The following is a 16,731-nucleotide window of genomic DNA, read 5'->3' on the forward strand; positions in this document are numbered from 1 at the left end:
TAAACGTTCGATTGACGGAGGAATTATGAAATTGAGTAAAGCGATTTGTTTATTCGCCGCAATAATTTTATGCAGCGCCACCGCGATGGCGCAGAATTCAGCAAGTGTCGTCAAAGTTTCTGCCGCAAATGTCACGGTGAAAAAAGGTGGCGCGGGTACGGCTACGGTGACCTTGGATATACAGGGCGGCTATCACATCAATTCCAATCGCCCGTCGGAAACCTATTTGATTGCCACGGCGCTCAAACTCGAAAAGTCCGCCGGGTTGACGCTCGGCGGCGTGATTTATCCGAAAGCCAAAATGCAGAAGTTTTCGTTTTCTGAAAAGCCGCTTTCGGTTTTTGAGGGACGAACCGTATTGAAATTCACGGTTCGCGCAGGCGCGGCGGCGGCGAGTCAAACCGTGAAAGGCAAATTAACCATTCAAGCCTGCAATAACGAGCAATGTTTGCGCCCTCAAACCGTAAATGTTAGCATTCCCGTTGAAGTGAACTGAATTCCGGTCAATTGTCCGTTGTCGTTCGCCAATGGTTATCCCGTTTGTTGTTTGAATGCCGCTCAATTCAACTGCCAACCCTTTGCCAATAACCAATGATAACGGACAATTGACCAATGACTGAGAACCGACCCGTGTGTTATCCTTTCTCACTAGATTTGAACCGCTGTATCTCTCCCTATAAATTTTGATTGATTGAAAAATAAATGGTTCAACAAGCTGCTACAGTCGAAGCGATAAAAACCGGAGCCAATCGATACAGTCTGGCGTCGAACGCCGTAATGGTCATCTCCTTAATTTTTGTAGATGTCCTGCTTGCCGTTTTAGCCTTTGTGTTAGCCTACGAAATTCGTCAGGATGCGCCGATTTTTTTATGGGAGCGATGGAAGACCTTACCCGTCGGCATTGCGCCCGATTTCAAACCTTATTTCAGCATTTTATTATTCGTGCCTTTCGTAAAACTTTACGCGCTCCATCATTACAGCTTTCATAAACTGCGTGGCGAATTCTCTTTTTCCGGCGATTTTTTCCGCATCATTAAAGCCGCCACGATGTCGTTCATGATTTTGGTGGTCATCGCTTTCCTGTTTCGCCAGGGGTTTGCGATTCGTGATGGCGAAATTGTCAAACAGGATTTTTCCTATTCGCGTCTGGTGTTCATTTATGACTGGGTGCTGTCGATAGGACTTTTCTGGATGCTCAGAATATTTGTGCGGACTTTGCAAATCGTGTCGCGCAATAATGAGCGCAATCTGATTCGCACGGTGGTTGTCGGGTCAGGCGAAATGGCAGATGTTTGCATTGCCGAAATGTCTGAAAAACCGCGCCTCGGATACAAACTGGTCGGGGTAGTGACGGCGCGAAAAAATCAAACCGCATCGGGTATTGAAAAACATGGTATCCGCAAACTCGGCTCATTCGATAACCTCCCTGACCTGGTCAAACGCCACGGCATCGAAGAGGTGTTAATTACCGATTCGAGCATCAGCCCCGCGAGAATGTTTCACGTATTGATGGAATGTGGGCGTGACCATCACATTAAATATCGGGTGATTCCCGATTTGTTTGACTGTATGCCGGGCAAAACCGAAATTGCCACTATCGGGTCGTTGCCCATGATTAAGCTCTACGAAGAGCCACTTCGCGGCTGGCAACGGGTACTCAAACGTGGGGTAGACATCGTGGTCGCCACCTCTGCCATCATTTTGACCTCGCCGTTCTGGATGGTGCTGGCGTGGTTGATTAAACGCGAATCGCCGGGTCCGGTATTTTTAAAACAGGAACGTGTCGGCATGGATGGCAAGGTTTTTCTGATGTACAAATTTCGTTCGATGATTGATGGCGTCGACGATCAGGCGCACCGGGAACTCATGGAAAAAATGATTAACGGTGAACATGCCAATCAGGGAACCAGTGATGAACCGATTTATGGCAAGGTCAAAGATGACCCCAGGCTTACGCGCATCGGCAGTTGGATGCGCCGTTATTCGATTGATGAATTGCCGCAGATGTTCAATGTTTTACTGGGCGAGATGAGCGTCGTCGGCCCGCGTCCGCCGATTCCTTACGAAGTCGTGCATTACAAAGACTGGCATCGCAATCGCTTTCATATCAAACCGGGAATTACCGGACTGTGGCAGGTGAGCGGGCGCAATCGCCTGCACTTTGAAGAGATGGTCAGGCTCGATATTTTCTATCTGGAAAACTGGTCGGTGTGGCTGGATTTGAAGATTATGTTTAAAACCCTTCCGGTGATGCTGCGCGGCGATAACACTTATTGAAATCTCACTTGCGATTGTGAGAAAGTGACAGAGAAAGGAACAGAGATTATGGAAGAGAAATTGCTAATTGAGGTTCCTGAATCAAAGCGGAAAGAGTTTGAGAAGTTACTCGACGAGTTGATCAAAGGGATTAAACACACGGTAAAGCAAGGTGAAATTCAAGCCGCCAAATTCGCAGAGCATCAAACGGAGTTTCAGCGGATAATGAGAGAAATCGAGGCGCGAAGAAAGAATGTGGAAAAAGCTGCTTGAAATTGCCAAATAAATTTTTGCGCTGAACCTTACCGTTAATCGCCATACCGAACAGATAGACGCTCTTAAAAAAGAAATCCACCAATTGTCTGAAGCTTTGCGCGACACCACCAATGAAGTTTATCGAGTGATTGAAACTATACGCGAGACGAAAGATGAAACCCGGCAATTGTCTCAAACTTTGCGAGAGACAAAAGATGAGGTTCGGAGAAACGCCGAGCGCGAAGAATTTGAACGTGAACGGCTGCTCCACAACTCGAAAACATTTTGCTAAAGGCTCAAATCAAACCGCCAAAACAACGGAAACTCTCCTCGAAACGCCCTAAAGCAAACCCCAATCGGGATACACAAGAATAAACCGGGAATTACCGGACTGTGGCAGGTGAGCGGGCGCAATCGCCTGCACTTTGAAGAGATGGTCAGGAAGGCAGGAATTCAGGCAGAAATACTGGGGCGAAACTTTAGGGGAATATTGACGAGCGAGCTTTTGCTTTATTTTGACGTCGTGGGATTGGTGTCCTCTAAAATGATTTGCGAACCGTGCTCAATAATTAAATTTGCCTTTTCTTCTCCAACCCGGACGATTAAATCTCGAAAAATTTTAAGCTCTTTAATAAGCTCTTTGGATTGCTGATTGACCTTTACGTTTTCAATGTCTAAGCGAACCATTCCATTTACTGACATCAGATGATTTCCTTCCATTATCAATTAACGAGTTTATCTATAATGAGACTGCCCCATGTTTGTGTCAAGGCTTTCAAATCGCTTCTTTCTTGTTGTTTCTGTGCTTCCGTCAGGTCAAAAACCGGCAGCAGGCGAGAATATTCTTGGGTAGAAGAAACGTTTAGTACGCCCATCGCTATGCCTGATTGGTCAATCCAGGGAATGGAGAGAAGAATATTACAAGGAACCCAAGAGGAAGGCTTTCCGCTGAATGCCGCCATTTCATCAGGACTGATATAGAGTTCGGTTTTATCTGCAAGCGGATTGTAAAAGACCGCTTCGCCGGTTTCAAAAGCCGACCCTTGGCAACCTTCACCGGGCATGAAATATTCGTCAAATAAATTTTCAATGTGACCGAAGTTTGAAAGCACACACCTCAAGACGGAATGCTGATCATCGAAAATCGCCAGACTGATTTGCAAGGTTTCTCGTAAATTCCTCGCCGGATATTTTTTGTGAAAATACTCAAGCAACCCTTCCAGAATATGAACCAAATCGGCATAGTCACCGGCAGATGATTCCTGACGCTTTTGGGCAATCATTAACAATTGCTTTCTCACAAACCGCAATTTCTCCATCACCTCTTGACTAGCGGATTTATCAGGCGCAGTTGCTTTGTAGCTCCACTGAATTCGATAGCGAAAATAACTCACCGGAGAAGGCACATCCAATATCAGACTTCTTCCCTGACACTTGAGTTTATTTTGGATTCTGAAGCTCTCTTTGTCGTGTTGAATGAATTTGCGGTCATTGGACTTGACGGATGTGGTTTTTGGCGCATACTGGGCAATCGCATTGAAATCTTTTATCGTGCCCATGTCGAATCCGTCAGGAAAATTAACCTGGAGTCTGAGGTAATCGGCAGGTCGTTCACATTCGATAGTGGCGATTTCCCACTTTAATTTTTCTCCCATGAAATTAATCGGATATCTTCGTTGAAATTCTTTCAAGCTGAGCGCATGACCATTCATCAAGCGGTAAGTATATTCCAGGTCGAAGGTGGGGTGTTCTTTCAGGCGTTTCTGAAAAGTGATTTGTCCTTTGGTATTCCAGGGAGTGCTGCCGGGTTGAATATTCATAAACGCATGGTCAGGAGAGGTATCCGTTTCCTGGAGCGCCAACCCTCTGATATAGACCGGCCTGTCGGTTTCTAAATCCTCAATCGGATAAACATCCTTTCCGTCTCTGGTGAGAACTTTACAATCCTGTAGTTGAATCAACACCTGACTATAGCCCTGGCGCGTGAGGGAAATCACCTTGGCAATGTGACCGATGGATAGCCCGAGTTTTCGCTGTTCAAAATTTTTTCGGCGCTCTCTTATATCGTTTAAATCATAAAGGTCATAATGCGGACTTTTCGGGTTCGGCTTGCCATCCTCTGCGTAAAAACTTTGTTCCACTTCAACCGTATCATCATCATAAATCTTTATAATGTTGAAACCATTGCCGAGCGGGTCAGAAGGGTGCTTATGGGTTGTGGAACCCGCAGCCAGTACGGCGATGCTGTGCCTGGTTCCGTCCTCAAAATCATAGGTTATTCGAGAAAAACCGGAACGGTGTTTATGCCCATGAAGAATCAAATCCACTCCCTCTTTCACAGCGTGGTCAAGGAAAAGACCGGCGTTATGAAAAACCATGAAACTGTTAAACAGACCGCTCTCTTTGTCCTGGATTATTGGCAACGGATGATGATGCACCACGACGATTTTAAAAAAATCGCTTTCCCCAAGTTCGGCGTTTATTTTCGTCGAAAGCTTTCTGATTTGATCGAAACTGACTCTGCCCGTAGCCATACCGAACCATTCAAACAAGGGGGTTGAATTCAATCCGAATATTGCCAGTTGGCGACCTCTGTCAATCAGGGTTTGAACCGCATCCGCATCACGCAGGGCTTTCCCTTTGGGCAACAGCGCATTGCCTGCCAGTTTCAAATAGCGACCAAGGCGTTCGAGTCGATTGATTCTGAAATGTTCCAATCGCTCATCCCAAGATGCCTCACCATTCCATTGTTTTCTGAAGTAGATTTCAAACGGAATGCGGGTCAAGCGCCAGAATCCCACAAGCCCCATGCGTTTGTAATCGTGGTTTCCGGGAATGACCAGCACATTAGCCGGAGCGATACCGGATTGCTTAGCCAGGGTGCAGATAAATTTGTGGGCTTCAAACATGGCAAAGGGCGAAGGGTGTTCCGCCACATCCCCCGAAGCGATTAAGAAGTCAGGCGTTAGCTTGTGGGTTTCAATCAAGGTATTTAATGCTTTGATGATTTCTTCATTCGTCTGTTTGATAAAAAATTTTCTGCCAAAATGCAGGTCGGAAATATGTAAAATGGTTGCGCGAACTTTACTCATCAATCAGCCTTTGATTCAGTTCAATTGGTGAACTCTCGACTTTGAAAAGACTAAATGTTTCTCACCAAACTTCAATGCATTACCTGACTGGTAATCTTTTGGCAGGGAAATTACTCCTGATATTTGCAGCTTGTCAATGACCTCTTCGGCTTTTCTTAGTGGAAAAAAAGACTGTCTGGGGTTGTAAAATGCAATTGCTCTCGATTGGCTGGTTAGGAAAAATAAACAACAAGACAATCGTTGGAATTAGCGGTTATTGGCGGCTTGACTGTTGAAAATGCCCGGCTTGGCGATGCTGCCGGTACGGGGCGATTTTTCGGTCACGGTAATTACAGCCGCACTTCATTAAAGCGGGTCGATTCTATCTATTTTCCAGACGCCCGCGATTTGCTTCATATGAATGCGCATTTTGCTATCGCCGAATGATGGACTTCCCTTGAGCGTCACATTCATGGTTGCTTTAGCTCCTTGAATCATCAACTTTGCAATCATCACATGCTTTCCCCAAGCTTCATCGAAATCCTGCGCGTTGATGAAAATGTCGGCATCCATTTGCTCAATCAATCTGGGCGCTTTTCTGAGTAATTCGGGAGTCAGGTATTTTGCCATCGTCGATTTTTTCTGACTGAGCGGGTCGATGTTTTTACTGAGTTGTTCGATATACCAACGATAAAATTCTTTGACCGTCGCATCAGGCGAAGCCGCAGGTTTCGCGCTTTGACCGGCATTGAGTGTAAAAGAAAAATTACAACAGAGGGTCAGCAATAAAAGCACTGTCTTGACTCGCATAAAACTCCTTTGGCGAAGCGTTCAACGAAAGAGAGAAAAGTGAAAACTCGAAATTTCACTTTTCTCTCAACACTTTTCGCCTAACGTTTTTTACAACAATTGACTTCCTGAATTTGCAGGCAGAACGGTCGGTCATAACGGAAAATCTGTGTCGGGTCAGAGCAGTAGGGACGAATCTCCGCTTCACCGTTGATGCCGCGATAAACGCCGATGCCGCCGACGACTGCAAGAATTTCCGTCGGACCTGTAAACGGCGGTCCCTGCGTGCCAACGATTGCCGGGCCTGCGCCGCCGGTTGCCGATAACACGCCGGTCACGCCCTGTAATTCAACGGTTCCGCACCGAAGCAGAAAACTATGCTTCATCACCAATCGTCCGTCATCGGCGACCTCGCCCCACGCCCGCCAGGTGCCGACTTCAACCGGTTCCGCTTTGGCGAATTCACAGGTTGCCTGATTGATGGTTCTGAACGGATAAACTTTTCCTTGCAGATAAAACGTCGTGCCGGTAGCGGGCAAGGCGCTCAAGGTCGCCGCATCCGGTCTGACATCGAAAATATATTCGCAACCACCCGATTGGGCATTCGTGGTCGGCGTATTGATTTGATAGAGCGCGACGGCGGCGATAAAGAGCAGAACGATTCCTGAAATCAAAATAAATTTACGGTTAAGGTGTATAGTCATCTCAGTCTCCTTTCAAAAGCATTCAAACTTAAAACGGGTCAGATTTTGTAGGCAACAAAACTACTGGATTCGGATTTTTTCAGCAACATTCAAATTATGATTTCATTTCACGTGGGTTCGGTTGAAGAAAGTTTTTTCAAAAGGTAGGATGCCCATTCAATTGCGGATTGCGAAATGCGGATTGCGGATTGCAAGATGCGCATTGATAAGAAGTGCCGGTGATCAACCCATTTATTGCAAAATGTTTAATCGGAAGCGACATTTTCAAAATCCGGTTGATAGTTGAAATGAAAAATCCGCAATCCGCATTTCGCAATCCGCAATCAGAGGAGGTTTGAGGTGAGAGGAATTCTCGAAGGCATTCGAGTGATTGATTTCGGACGCTTTATTGCTGCGCCTTATTGCGCGACTTTGCTCGCGGATTTTGGCGCGGAGGTGATTCGCGTCGAACGGCGTGAAGGTGGCGAAGACCGCTACCTGGGGCCAGTTACTGAAAGCGGCGAAGGCGGATTATTTCTCAATCTCAATCGCAACAAACGCGGCATCACACTGGATTTTTCCAATCCCACAAGCGCAGAAATCACCCGGCGCTTAATCAAATCGGCAGACATCGTCATCGTCAATCTGCCGATTGATGTGATGAAAAAAAATCGACTCGATTATGAATCCCTCTGTGAAATCAAACCCGACATCATCCTGGTAATGGCTTCGACTTTCGGACCCGATGGACCTTACGCAACGCGGGTTGGCTTCGACACCGTGGCGCAGGCGATGAGCGGAGCCGTCAGTCTCACAGGCTTTCCCGATAGCCCGCCGCTTCGCGCGATGGCGGCTTATTGCGATTTCGGAACCGCTTTGCATGGCGCATTCGGCGCGATGGCAGCGTTGTATGAAAGAGCAAAAAGCGGGCGCGGGCAACTCATCGATGTATCGTTGCTATCGACGGCTGTGATGATGATGACGCCGTTACTTGCCGAAAGAACCTTGACCGGCATTGAACGCAAACAACAGGGAAATGCCAGTTATTACAGCGCCCCAAGCGATATTTATCGCGCCAAAGATGGTTGGGTGCTCACACAGGTCATCGGCAATCCGATGTTTCGCCGCTGGGCGCGCGTCGTCGGGCGTGAAGATTTGATAGACGACCCGCGCTGCAAAGATGACATCACACGCGGCAACAACTGTGAATTTATCGCAGAGGTGATGAACGCCTGGTGCGCCACGAAAACCCGCGATGAAGCGATTGCCGAACTTGAAAAAGCCCGCATTCCTTGTGGTCCGGTCTATAACCTTGACGAAGTAGCGGCTGACCCGCAGGTGAAAGCTCGCGGTTTGTTGCAGACCCTGGTGTATCCGACCAGTGAACAACCGGTTCCGGTTTCACATCCGGCGCTTAGACTGAATCGAACGCCCGCCAAGTTGCGCCATCGCGCCCCGACGCTTGGCGAGCACACCGATGAAGTGTTAAGCGAACTCGGGTTTACTGATGAAGAGATTAACCTATTTCGTAAAGCAGGAGCGATATGATGAAAAAAGAAAAACCACAGTTGGGTGCAAAAGCAGATGGGGAGAAGGGGAGAAAGGGAGAAAGGGAGATGTTGAACTTCATGACATACTTCAAAACAAAGTGGTTGAACCGGCAAGTGGGAAGATGGCAAAAATGTTTTGCCTCCCTTTCTCCCTTTCTCCCTTTCTCCCCTTCTTCTGCAAGCGTCTCTGTGATGAAAATTATTCTGCTTCACGCTGTTTTAATCGGGAGCGTAATAATGTTTGCGATGATGACCGTGAATGCCCAATGGCAAGTTCAAGATGTGAAAACCGATGCGTCATTTCGCGGGCTTGCGGTCGTGAGTGACAAGGTTGTCTGGGCAAGCGGCACCAAAGGCACCTTCGTTAAAACTACCGATGGCGGCAAAAACTGGATGGCTGCGAGTGTGCCGGATGCCGATAAACTCGACTTTCGTGACGTTGAAGCTTTTGATGCGAATACCGCCTATCTGTTAAGTATCGGCAATGGCGATTTGTCGCGCATTTACAAAACCACAGATGGCGGCAAGACCTGGGCATTGCAATTTAAAAATGAAAACCCGAAGGCATTTTTTGATGCGATGGCTTTCTGGGATAAAGAGCACGGCATTGCGATGAGCGATCCGGTGGATGGCAAAATTTTATTGATAACGACAAAAGATGGCGGCAAACATTGGACGCCTTTACCGGCAGAGAGCCTGCCACAAGCCTTGCCGGGCGAAGCGATGTTTGCAGCAAGCGGCACTTGTATTATGACGCGGGGCAAAAGCAACCTGTGGATTGCCACAGGCGGCGCAGCGTCTCGCGTTCACCGTTCAACCGATAGAGGTCGCACGTGGTCTGTTGCAACCACACCAATCATAACCGGTGAAGCGGCTGGCATCTTTTCCATCGCTTTCAGAAATGATAATGAAGGCATCATCGTTGGCGGCGATTACAAAAAACCGAATGAGGCGAAAAACAATGTCGCGGTGACTAAAGACGGCGGCAAAACCTGGACACTGGTTGAGGCGAAAGGTCTCGGCGGTTATCGCTCGGCGGTTACGTATGCGGCAACCGGCAAAGTGCTCTCTATGGTTGCCGCCGGAACTTCGGGTTCCGATATTTCCATTAGTGGTGGCAACGAGTGGATGAGTTTGGATAAAGCCAATTACAACAGTGTGGTTTTTACCAATCAGGCGGATGTTGGTTGGGCAGTCGGGCCAAATGGTCGCGTAGCAAAATTCGTTCGTAATGATATACCTGATTCAAAACGCTAGATGCGTAAAACTGGCTACTGTAGCCATTTTCAGGGTTCTTGTGTTTATTGAGTTGCAATAAAAACTATAATTGATTTTCAAAGGAGACAAAATGGCAGCTAGAGTGATTAACGGAATTGAAGAACTGAAAACCTTGGTCGGGCAGGAGGTCGGCGTCAGCGATTGGCTGGAAGTGACGCAAGAGCGTATCAATGCCTTTGCCGATGCGACGCTCGACCATCAATGGATTCACGTCGATGTTGAACGGGCAAAACGGGAAACCCCTTTCGGGTCAACCATCGCGCATGGATTTTTGACGCTTTCGCTGTTGCCGCATCTGGTGGCGCAGGCGGTTAAAATCGAAGGCAATTTCAAGATGGGCATCAACTATGGCTTGAACAAACTCCGCTTTGTTTCGCCCGTGCCGTCGGGTTCACGCATACATGCGCGCTGCACCTTGCAAGCGGTCGAAGATGTCGCGGGCGGCTGGCAAATCACCTGGCTCATCACCGTGGAAACTGAAAATGCGACAAAGCCTTCGCTGGTTGCGGAATGGGTGGTACGCAATTACGCTTGATAGACATTGAAAAATGGATTTGTCTGAATAGTGGCAAACCGGCAATCGTTTTGTTAAATAGACTGGCAACCAATTGTCGGAAAACTTAAACTAAAACGGCGTTTGTCACTTTTATTTTATGAGAGCAAAAATTCTTGCAAGCCTCTATATCATCACTCTGTTTGTCATTGTGTTGATTGCCGACCACAAAAAATATCACCACCTCTTTGACCGGATTCGCGCGGTTCCCTACGGCGATAAAATCGGGCATTTTCTGTTGATGGGCACGCTCGCATTGGTCGTCAACATTTTGTTCTCTTGTAAGACCTTTCGCGTTCGCAGTATGCAAATCTTTATCGGCAGTTTGGTGGTCGCTGTGCTGGTTACGATTGAAGAATTTTCGCAACTGTTTATCGCCTATCGCACATTTGATTTTGGGGATTTAACAGCCGATTATCTGGGTATACTTCTTTTCACTTATTTGGCAAAATACCTCCGCCAAAAAATTAATGTTGGATTCAAAGAGTCCGCTTAATTTGCTGACAAACTAAACGCAACCCTCAAGCGAAATTAAATACTACCTACAGGTGAAGGGAACTTTTATGTCAAGGAACCTCTACAGATTTTGCGCGGCATTTTTTCTATTTCTATGGTGTTTTACAGCAATCAGTGATGCGCAGGAGTCCAACCTGCGCGCTACCGAATGGCAAAACTATCAACTGCCTGCAACGGAATTCAAGCGCATCGTTACGCCCGAAAAAAATCTGGTGTTTCGCGTCCCCGCCAACTGGCAGCAACAAGGACAGGCGCTTGCATTTTCAACCGCTGACCAGGTTCAACTTCAAGTAGTGATTGAAACGATACCCGAAGGCATCAGCCTGAAACAATATCTGCTCTCGCTGGTTCAGGGTTTGCGAAATATCCCCGGTGGCACCGATGCGCTTTCGGTGCGGCGTGTGCAGTTGTCAGGGGTTGAAGCTCGCGAAATTGCTTTCGATTATCAAGACCTGAAAGGCACAGCTTTGCGCAAACAAATCTGGCTGACCGTCGATGGCGCAAAGGCGGTCAATTTTATTTTTACCGCGCCGGTTGCTTCTTTACCTGAACACCTGCCCTATTTTAAAGCCGTTGTGCAATCGGCAACTCTTCCGATTCACCAGTTTTTCTATAGCGAATATGACAACGCCCGCTCAAAAGTTATCAAACACAGCAACCCATCAAAGGTCAATGAACTGCAAACCCTGGTTAGCGCGCTCGATGGGCATAACCTGGATGCGCGCTCAAAAGCGATAACCGATTTATCGCAAATGTATGCTGCCTCTTCGGAAGTTGCGATGGATTTGCTGATTGACCGCCGACCTTTCATTCGCGCTTACGCGGTGAAGGCTCTGGCGATGAGCGGTAATGACTCGCTCAAGGATTTATTGTTTTACGCCGCAGGAGATATTGATTGGTATGTTGCTGCGCAAGCCGCACAAGCGGTTGCCGCGTTGCCCAACGCCCTGGCGCTTTTACAAAATGATGCGACCGGTCTCCGCGTACACGAGCAAAAATTTCTCAACATCGCCCTGTTGCTGGATGTAAAAAATCGCGCCCAACTGGCAGAGAGTTTGTTCAATGCCGGTAAACCTTCCGCCAAACCGGCATTCAACTATTCGATGAACGTGAATGGTTTGCCGAAACCACCACCGCCGCCGCCGCCGATAAAAAACACGAGGATAAAGAGACCGGCAAAAGCGCTTCCTAAATCGCTTGGCGTTGTGCAGGTAAAGGCTATGGATTATGTGGCGAATCAACCGCAGTTTCTCGCGCTCAATCTGCTTGAAGAAGTGCCATCGCAACTTGTCAAAATTCCTTTTCAGGAGATTTTTTCGCAAAACAACTCTACCTTGACCAACCTGGCGATGGAGATGGCGATTGCCAGAAACGAAGCGCTGCCGGTTGAGCTGTTATTCAATGCCTTGAATGATGAAAAGACCGGGTTGTTTGCGGCAATCGCGCTCGGTCATTCGGCTTCGCTGGCTGATGTTGAGCGTATCGAAAGCTACCTGCAAAAAATTTCGGCAACCAAGCCCGAAACGAAAACCGCTATGCAAAAGCCGACAGAAAACCCTGAATCGGTCAACCGAGAAAAAGTCTTTTTGAATGAATTGCGGGTAACGATTAAACGCATTCAGTTACGCGAACGATTAAAAGCTATTGCGGATAAAACTGCGCGACTGGCATTGCTCAACGAATCATCCGGCGATGCGCATTTTGCCGATTGGGTATGGGTCGAGCATTTGCGAAATGAACTGGAAGGGGCGCGGAATTTGACAGCGAGTGCCAAGCTGACTTCACCTGCCAGCGCCAAAACCGCAATCATTTCACCGCTCGGAGAAAACCTGTTTCCGGCAAACACCATGCTCTACACGGCATTGCCAAAACCCGGTGAGGCATTCGATAAACTCGGCGATTCGCTCACCAATTTGCAAATGGATTCGGCGCGTGAACAATCGCAATTCGTGGTTTTCATGGAAGCCCTGCGCGCCCAATTGACGGCAACCCTCGCGGGTGATGAAGGGGAAACCTTTTTCGAGCAGGTCGGTATCAATGCCGATGCGCCGATTGCCTTTGGCAATTGGACTGCCGAAGGCGCATTGCGAGGACTGCCCGGCGCGCAACGCAGTGCCGCGATTGTCCGCATCAAAGATCGCGATAGGTTCGAGCGTTCCTTGATGATTTATCAAAGAAATATCGGTAATTTCGCAAGCCTCGCCAACTATGCGTCCGGCTTTTCACATTTCATCGGACTCATCCCTTCATTCTTTCCAATCGTTGCCGCCGATGCTTTCAATCCCAAGCCACCGAAACCCACAGAATCAATTCCCTCCAGATATTTTATTACCGGCAGGGATAAGTGCGCAGGGTTTCCCGTAAACGTCATCACGCGCCGTACCTTTGACGTTAAGAACGGGATGATTGAAAACGACAACCTCTATCTGACCTATCTCGGTGATACGGCGCTGCTCACGCCCGACTGGTATTCATTACGCGATGCGCTCAGACGTTTGGAAAGTCAAAGCGCCAGCATTGCATCCAATCAAACGTTTAAACGTGCGGTCGCCAATGGCGGTGAGGTGATTTACACGGCTGATGTCACGGGATTTCTGGATTCGGTTAGCCGCGCAGCCGTTCTGTCAAACGAGACACCCACTGCCGCAACCGCCGGCGAAAACCAAACCAATGAGATTAGTGAATTTGGCGGATTAAAAATTTCCAACTCGGCTTGGGAAAATTCTTACAGGCTATCTTTCAAAGATAGCGAATGGACAAAGCCGCTTATCGGTTTTCAAACCGCGCAACTCGTTGCTCCGCGAGAATTGTTGCCCGCTTCAACGTTTGCCTATTTTTCGTTGAAATTCGATGCCGTCCAGGGCTGGCGCGAATGGAGCAATGGTTTGTTTGGCGCAACGACCAGCAAAGATATTGCTGCCATCTGGACAATAGATTTTGAAAAAGAGGTATTGCCGGAACTCGGAGATGAATTCGGCGTGGCGTTGCTTGAGCTGCCTACCAATTTAGCGGTCGATGAATTTTCATGGGGAATATATGCAAAATTGAAAAGCGATAAGCTGGCGAAGCTTTTTAATGAAGGCAAATTATTCAAAGACGCTGGCGGACGTTATGCGCGGGTCAAATTCGGAACAACGGAAATGGTCGTGACCGTTAAAAACGGATTCCTGGTTTTTGCTCCGGGCGATGCGGCGCTTAATAAATTGGAGATGAAAGAAAAGCTTGCCGATACGCGCGATTTTTCAAAAGCGACAAAACAAGCGCCGGGAACGGTTGTGGCATTCGGTGGCTATAATCTGGAAGCCGCTATCAATACGATAAACAAGAAAACCGATGACCCTGACCTTTTGCGAATGGTCAGTTTTTTTACAACCATTGCGAGAGCTTTTCACAGTCAAAATATTTATATGACGTTGGAGCCGGATGGTTTGAATGCGCAGATGTCGGTATCGCTGGCGCGCGAGGGGCGCTATTCAGTTGCCGAACTTGCCGAAAAGACCAAAGATTTTCGTCTTGCTTATGCCGAACTCGAAGCGCGCGGCATTCCGTTGATTAACCAGCAGCAACTCGAAACCGTAAAATTGCGAATTAAAACACCCAACAAGAATGCCACAGAACACATTAAAGAAATTATCGCTTCAACTTCGCAAACCGCGGAAAAACAATCCGACGATACCTTGATTGTCACCATGCGTCCGCGCCGCGTGACCTCACCGGCGAAAGTACAATTGCCAATCGCCGATACGAAGTTTGCAGAGTTTTTAAAGCCCACGCGGGAGTTGCGTTCAGACGATAAAAACGTGATAGCGAAAGCCCGGGAGATTGCCGGTGAAGATCGCGATGCCTGGAGCGTGGCATGCAAACTATCCAATTGGGTGCATCAGAATTTGAAGTGGCGTCGTGTGGATGTTGCGGATGCCGCGCAGACGCTGGCGACTCTTGAAGCCGATTGTCTGGAATTCAGTGAATTGTATATCGCAATGGCGCGCGCGCTTGGGCTTCCGGCGCGCATGGTTACGGGGCTTGCGCACAGCGGCGGTTCATTTGGCGGACACGCCTGGGTTGAAGTTTACGCAGGCGAGTGGATTGAACTCGACCCGACGTGGGGAACCCATTATGTTGATGCAACACACATACGCGAAAAGGATGGTGAATTATTAAGCTACGCTGCTTTGAATTTGATGCAGGTGGAGATTCTCGAAGCGACCCGCGCCGTTCCCGAATTTCAACGCGATGCAACCCTGTTGGTGCAAGCCATCGGGCAAGATTTTCTCCTGCAAAGTAATGAGGCGCTGGCAGTGGCTTTCGATGCCGAGATGTTGGCGGAAACTCATTGGGGAGCAGGCGTCTGGGCGACTCTGAGCGAACCTGAACGCGAGCGATTCACTACTGCCGTGAGCCGATTATCCGAAATCACTTCAGATGAATTCACCGCTGCGGATTTGCTTGATGATTCCTTGCAGGTCTTGAAATTGAAAAGTGAAGGTGATAACGCCGAAGCGCTGGTTATGCAATCGGAAAGCGATGCTCTGTTGCTGTTTAAAATGACTCGAAAAAACGGAGCCTGGTTTGTAACCGAGATTCAAAATCCCGATGTTGACCTTGCGATGGTCAGCAATACCTTGCAACCAACTATTCAAATGATGGTGGCTGAACGACAAAGAAAGGCATATCAAAACAGCCATCTGTCAGCCAAGACGCGAGCTTTACTGGCGTTGCAACGGGATGAAAAAATCGCCCTCGAAATCGCCGAACAGGCTTTAAAGCGTGAACCACAAAACCGCGCCTTTCGCTTAATCAAAGCCCAGGCGCTATTGAGAGCCGCCAATAGAGTGAAGTTATTACAGGTCGGAAATCAAAAGGCGACGCAGAAAGAGATTGAGGAATCAATTCAACAACAGAAGATAGCCGAAACCTTGCTGGAAGATTTATGTAACGAAAAAGCGCCACCGGTTTCAGCATTTTTAGTGCTGGCAAATCTGTGCGCGGAAGAAGAGAAGGAAAAGGCGACGAAACTTTATGAACGATATGCCGAACTGGTTCCCGAAGACCCGCGACCTCATAAGCGATTGGCATCGCTGTTTAGAGGTCAACAAAATTTTGACAAGGCGCTTTTTGAGTATAAAGCGGTCATTGAACGAGATTCCAAAAATCCAATTGCTTATGTAGATTTGGCGGAGTTTCTGGCATTGCTGAAACGTTACGATGAAGCGATGCAGCTTTTAGATGAAGGCGCAAAATATGATGTTGAACAAACGGATTTGTTTGCGGAACTTTTTCTGCGCTTTTACGAGTCTGATGATCAAAGCGAAATCGCCGAAGGATTGGCTGGATTGCACCCTGAGCGATTGGCAAAAAGTTACGATGCCAATATCTACCTGGCATATATGCGATTGCAGGAAAATCATGCCGCGCAGGCATTGCCGGTATTGAAACGGGCAATCGAGATTGATGCCAGGAAAATCGACGCCCACGTTACGCTCGCAGCGGTTTATCGCCAGTTGAAAAACTGGAATGCAACGATTGCAGCTACCGATGAAGCCATCAAGATTGATGCGGAAAATGCAGAAGCGTATTATCATCGCGCTTGCGCTTTGGCGAGACTCGGACGTAAAACGGATGCCCTATCCTTTTTAAAACATGCCATTGAGCTTGATGAAGATTATCTTTATGACCTCAGCGAAGAAGTCGACCTCAAGCCCTTGGCAACCATGCTTGAATTCAAAAAACTTTTGAAGCAAGCTGAAAGCAACGACAAATAACCGCTATGAAAGCGAGAA

Annotated in this window: 12 protein-coding genes; 8 read left to right on the forward strand and 4 right to left on the reverse strand. The window is 47.9% G+C overall.

The window, feature by feature from the left end:
* Window positions 1-25 precede the first annotated feature (25 nt).
* The 3 genes from AB1757_01945 to AB1757_01955 all read left to right on the forward strand — a co-directional run bounded on the left by AB1757_01945 (window position 26) and on the right by AB1757_01955 (window position 2,529).
* A complete protein-coding gene (locus AB1757_01945; GenBank protein MEW6125800.1) occupies window positions 26-496 on the forward strand; it encodes a protein-disulfide reductase DsbD domain-containing protein in 471 nt (156 codons plus the stop codon).
* A gap of 206 nt (window positions 497-702) precedes the next feature.
* Window positions 703-2,277 (forward strand): sugar transferase, encoded by a 1,575-nt coding sequence (locus tag AB1757_01950; protein MEW6125801.1) that lies wholly within the window; start codon window positions 703-705, stop codon window positions 2,275-2,277.
* A 48-nt stretch (window positions 2,278-2,325) separates the two neighbouring features.
* Window positions 2,326-2,529: a hypothetical protein gene (locus tag AB1757_01955; protein MEW6125802.1), complete on the forward strand. Its 204-nt coding sequence runs from the start codon at window positions 2,326-2,328 to the stop codon at window positions 2,527-2,529.
* 492 nt (window positions 2,530-3,021) lie between these two features.
* Here AB1757_01955 and AB1757_01960 read toward each other — a convergent pair whose 3' ends face one another.
* The 4 genes from AB1757_01960 to AB1757_01975 all read right to left on the reverse strand — a co-directional run bounded on the left by AB1757_01960 (window position 3,022) and on the right by AB1757_01975 (window position 7,075).
* Window positions 3,022-3,213 carry a hypothetical protein gene (locus AB1757_01960; protein ID MEW6125803.1) on the reverse strand — a complete coding sequence of 64 codons (192 nt, stop codon included), beginning with the start codon at window positions 3,211-3,213 and terminating at the stop codon, window positions 3,022-3,024.
* A gap of 20 nt (window positions 3,214-3,233) precedes the next feature.
* Complete coding sequence (locus AB1757_01965) at window positions 3,234-5,603, reverse strand: metallophosphoesterase (GenBank protein ID MEW6125804.1); 2,370 nt, start codon at window positions 5,601-5,603, stop codon at window positions 3,234-3,236.
* 345 nt (window positions 5,604-5,948) lie between these two features.
* Window positions 5,949-6,392, reverse strand: coding sequence for a DUF3828 domain-containing protein (locus AB1757_01970; GenBank protein ID MEW6125805.1), 444 nt, complete (start codon window positions 6,390-6,392; stop codon window positions 5,949-5,951).
* An 80-nt stretch (window positions 6,393-6,472) separates the two neighbouring features.
* Window positions 6,473-7,075, reverse strand: coding sequence for a hypothetical protein (locus AB1757_01975; protein ID MEW6125806.1), 603 nt, complete (start codon window positions 7,073-7,075; stop codon window positions 6,473-6,475).
* A 339-nt stretch (window positions 7,076-7,414) separates the two neighbouring features.
* On the opposite strand from AB1757_01975, the gene AB1757_01980 reads away from it, so the two are divergent.
* The 5 genes from AB1757_01980 to AB1757_02000 all read left to right on the forward strand — a co-directional run bounded on the left by AB1757_01980 (window position 7,415) and on the right by AB1757_02000 (window position 16,713).
* On the forward strand, window positions 7,415-8,602 hold the full coding sequence (locus AB1757_01980) for a CoA transferase (protein ID MEW6125807.1): 1,188 nt from the start codon (window positions 7,415-7,417) through the stop codon (window positions 8,600-8,602).
* Window positions 8,603-8,841: 239 nt separating this feature from the next.
* Window positions 8,842-9,861, forward strand: a complete 1,020-nt coding sequence (locus AB1757_01985) for a glycosyl hydrolase (GenBank protein ID MEW6125808.1) — start codon at window positions 8,842-8,844, stop codon at window positions 9,859-9,861.
* 91 nt (window positions 9,862-9,952) lie between these two features.
* Entirely contained in the window at window positions 9,953-10,417 is a 465-nt protein-coding gene (locus AB1757_01990; GenBank protein MEW6125809.1) for a MaoC family dehydratase, read from the forward strand.
* 118 nt (window positions 10,418-10,535) lie between these two features.
* Window positions 10,536-10,931 carry a VanZ family protein gene (locus AB1757_01995; protein ID MEW6125810.1) on the forward strand — a complete coding sequence of 132 codons (396 nt, stop codon included), beginning with the start codon at window positions 10,536-10,538 and terminating at the stop codon, window positions 10,929-10,931.
* 67 nt (window positions 10,932-10,998) lie between these two features.
* Window positions 10,999-16,713 carry a transglutaminase domain-containing protein gene (locus AB1757_02000; GenBank protein MEW6125811.1) on the forward strand — a complete coding sequence of 1,905 codons (5,715 nt, stop codon included), beginning with the start codon at window positions 10,999-11,001 and terminating at the stop codon, window positions 16,711-16,713.
* The last annotated feature ends 18 nt before the right edge of the window (window positions 16,714-16,731 follow it).

The organism is Acidobacteriota bacterium, from assembly GCA_040754075.1.
In the GTDB taxonomy this organism is placed as follows: domain Bacteria; phylum Acidobacteriota; class Blastocatellia; order UBA7656; family UBA7656; genus JBFMDH01.

What these genes read in the sequence shown, in the direction of transcription:
- AB1757_01985 (MEW6125808.1), top strand. Translation starts at nt 8,842, where the DNA reads ATGTTTGCGATGATGACCGTGAATGCCCAATGGCAAGTTCAAGATGTG.
- AB1757_01990 (MEW6125809.1), top strand. Translation starts at nt 9,953, where the DNA reads ATGGCAGCTAGAGTGATTAACGGAATTGAAGAACTGAAAACCTTGGTC.
- AB1757_01955 (MEW6125802.1), top strand. Translation starts at nt 2,326, where the DNA reads ATGGAAGAGAAATTGCTAATTGAGGTTCCTGAATCAAAGCGGAAAGAG.
- AB1757_01995 (MEW6125810.1), top strand. Translation starts at nt 10,536, where the DNA reads ATGAGAGCAAAAATTCTTGCAAGCCTCTATATCATCACTCTGTTTGTC.
- AB1757_01950 (MEW6125801.1), top strand. Translation starts at nt 703, where the DNA reads ATGGTTCAACAAGCTGCTACAGTCGAAGCGATAAAAACCGGAGCCAAT.
- AB1757_01960 (MEW6125803.1), bottom strand. Translation starts at nt 3,213, where the DNA reads ATGTCAGTAAATGGAATGGTTCGCTTAGACATTGAAAACGTAAAGGTC.
- AB1757_01975 (MEW6125806.1), bottom strand. Translation starts at nt 7,075, where the DNA reads ATGACTATACACCTTAACCGTAAATTTATTTTGATTTCAGGAATCGTT.
- AB1757_01970 (MEW6125805.1), bottom strand. Translation starts at nt 6,392, where the DNA reads ATGCGAGTCAAGACAGTGCTTTTATTGCTGACCCTCTGTTGTAATTTT.
- AB1757_01965 (MEW6125804.1), bottom strand. Translation starts at nt 5,603, where the DNA reads ATGAGTAAAGTTCGCGCAACCATTTTACATATTTCCGACCTGCATTTT.
- AB1757_02000 (MEW6125811.1), top strand. Translation starts at nt 10,999, where the DNA reads ATGTCAAGGAACCTCTACAGATTTTGCGCGGCATTTTTTCTATTTCTA.
- AB1757_01945 (MEW6125800.1), top strand. Translation starts at nt 26, where the DNA reads ATGAAATTGAGTAAAGCGATTTGTTTATTCGCCGCAATAATTTTATGC.